This is a genomic window from Streptomyces calidiresistens (genome assembly GCF_014141525.1).
Lineage (GTDB): Bacteria > Actinomycetota > Actinomycetes > Streptomycetales > Streptomycetaceae > Streptomyces > Streptomyces calidiresistens.
In genome coordinates this window covers 1-1,920 of record NZ_VKHS01000931.1, presented here as the reverse complement: position 1 = coordinate 1,920, position 1,920 = coordinate 1, and the positions used below count along the sequence as shown (strand labels likewise).

Genomic DNA, 1,920 nt, shown 5'->3' with positions numbered 1-1,920 from the left:
CCGCGGGGACGGGGAGCCCGGCGTTCAGGAGGGGGAGGACTCCCCCGGCCACGGTTCACCGGCGCCCCCGGCATCACCGGCGTCCCCGGCATCACCGGCATCACCGGCGTCCGGACCGTCGGCGCCCCCGGCGTCGGGAAGACGCTCGGCCGCCACCACGCCCTCCAGGAAACCGCGGGCCCGCTCGGTGCGGGGATAGGCCTCCAGCAGGGCCCAGAAGTCCGACCCGTGTCCCGGCACCAGCAGATGCGCCAGCTCGTGCAGCAGGACGTAGTCCAGGACGTACTCCGGCATGCCCCGCAGACGGTGGGAGAGCCGGATGGTGCCGGTGGCCGGGGTGCACGAGCCCCATCGGGTGTGCTGGTTGTCCACCCAGCGCACCGCGGCGGGACGGGCCCGTCCCGCGAGGTAGCGCTCGGAGAGCCGGGCGGCCCGCTCCTCCAGATCCGCGCGGGGCCGCCGGCGGCGCTCCTCCTGGGCGGCGAGCTTGTCCAGCATCGTGGCGACCCAGCGATCCTCCTCCTCGGCCGTCATGCGGGCCGGGATCAGCACGATGGTCCGGTCGCCCTCGCGATAGGCGGAGACGGTGCGCCGGCGGCGGGCGCTGCGCCGCACCTCGATCGGACCGGTGGGCGTGGTGCGCTCCCCCGTGGCGGCACGACCGGCACGCTGCGGCGGGCCGGCGCGGTGCAGGGGGTCGGCACGGCGGGGAGGATCGGGGGCCACACCCGGACGGTACCCGTTTCCGCACTCCGGATCACGGGAGCCGGTCCCGGAGTCGGGAGGGTGGGGACCCTGAACACCGCCGTCCGGGTGAAGCGACACGGGTGGACGACCCGGTCGGGTCGGCCCGACCGGGTCGTCCCCCGGCGACGCGGCCCGCCCGGTACGACGAACGCCGGCCCCTGTGGACAACCGTGAGCCGCCCGTCGGCGGAGTACGGCACAGTGTGTGACGCGACGAACGACCTCCGTCACCGTCGCCGGTCGGGGCGTGTCCGCGTCCCCGCCGCCCGACGCACCCCGGGGGCACCACATGACGACGAGCACACCACCGCGACCGACCGTCGCGCCGCCCGGCTCCCCGGCCACGCCGGCGCGCGTCACCCCCCACCCGGCGGTGACGGCGAGCACGGTCGGCGAGGGCCCCACGGCCACGGCGGTGGTGATCGTGAACGCCGGGCTCGCCGTGCCGCCGGGACCGTCCGGCACCCGACCGCGGGCCGGAGCGGCGCGGACCCGCCCGGGCAGTCCCGGACCCCGGGCCGGCCGGGGGCGCCCGGCCCGCCCCTCCCGAGGGGGGACGGCGGGACCGACGGAGTCGGATCGGATCGCCCGGGAGCCGCATCCGATGATCAAGCCCGCCCTGTTGCGCGGCTGGGACGACCGGGAGACCGTCCGCTACGGGATCACACCCCCGCAGGCCGTGGTGCTCGGGCCGGTGGACGGGCCCACGGAGTCCTTCCTCTCCCTGCTGGACGGGACCCGCGGCATGACGACGCTGCGCCGGGCCGCGGCCCGGCTGGGGCTGCGGCCGGACGCAGCGGACCGCCTCACCGCCCGTCTCGCCTCACTGGGCCTGGTCGAGGACGCGGTGGCCGAGCGGCGGGCCGCCGCCGAGGTGGACGAGCGGTTGCGGCCGGACCTGGCCACGCTGTCGCTGCTGTGCCGGGAGCCCGGCGGGGCCCGGCGCCGGCTGGCGGCCCGTCGTTCGGCCCGGGTACGGGTGGTGGGCGCGGGTCGGGTGGGCGCCGCCGTCGCCGCGGTCCTCAGCGGTGCGGGGATCGGCGACGTGGAGGTGGTGGACGGCGGAACCGTGGAGAGCCGGGACGTGTCGGCCGCCGGATTCGCGCCTGAGCACGTCGGCCGCCGCCGGAACGCCGCCGCCGCGTCCCTCGTCCGCCGGTTGCGCCCCCGGGGC

The 1,920-nt window shown here is 78.0% G+C and carries 2 protein-coding genes; one reads left to right on the top strand and one right to left on the bottom strand.

The window, feature by feature from the left end:
- Window positions 1–24 precede the first annotated feature (24 nt).
- A complete protein-coding gene (locus tag FOE67_RS24260; RefSeq protein WP_323385411.1) occupies window positions 25–726 on the bottom strand; it encodes a M48 metallopeptidase family protein in 702 nt (233 codons plus the stop codon).
- A gap of 624 nt (window positions 727–1,350) precedes the next feature.
- Here FOE67_RS24260 and FOE67_RS24255 point away from each other — a divergent pair.
- Window positions 1,351–1,920: ThiF family adenylyltransferase (locus FOE67_RS24255; protein WP_182666968.1), on the top strand; the 570-nt coding region annotated here is incomplete at its 3' end.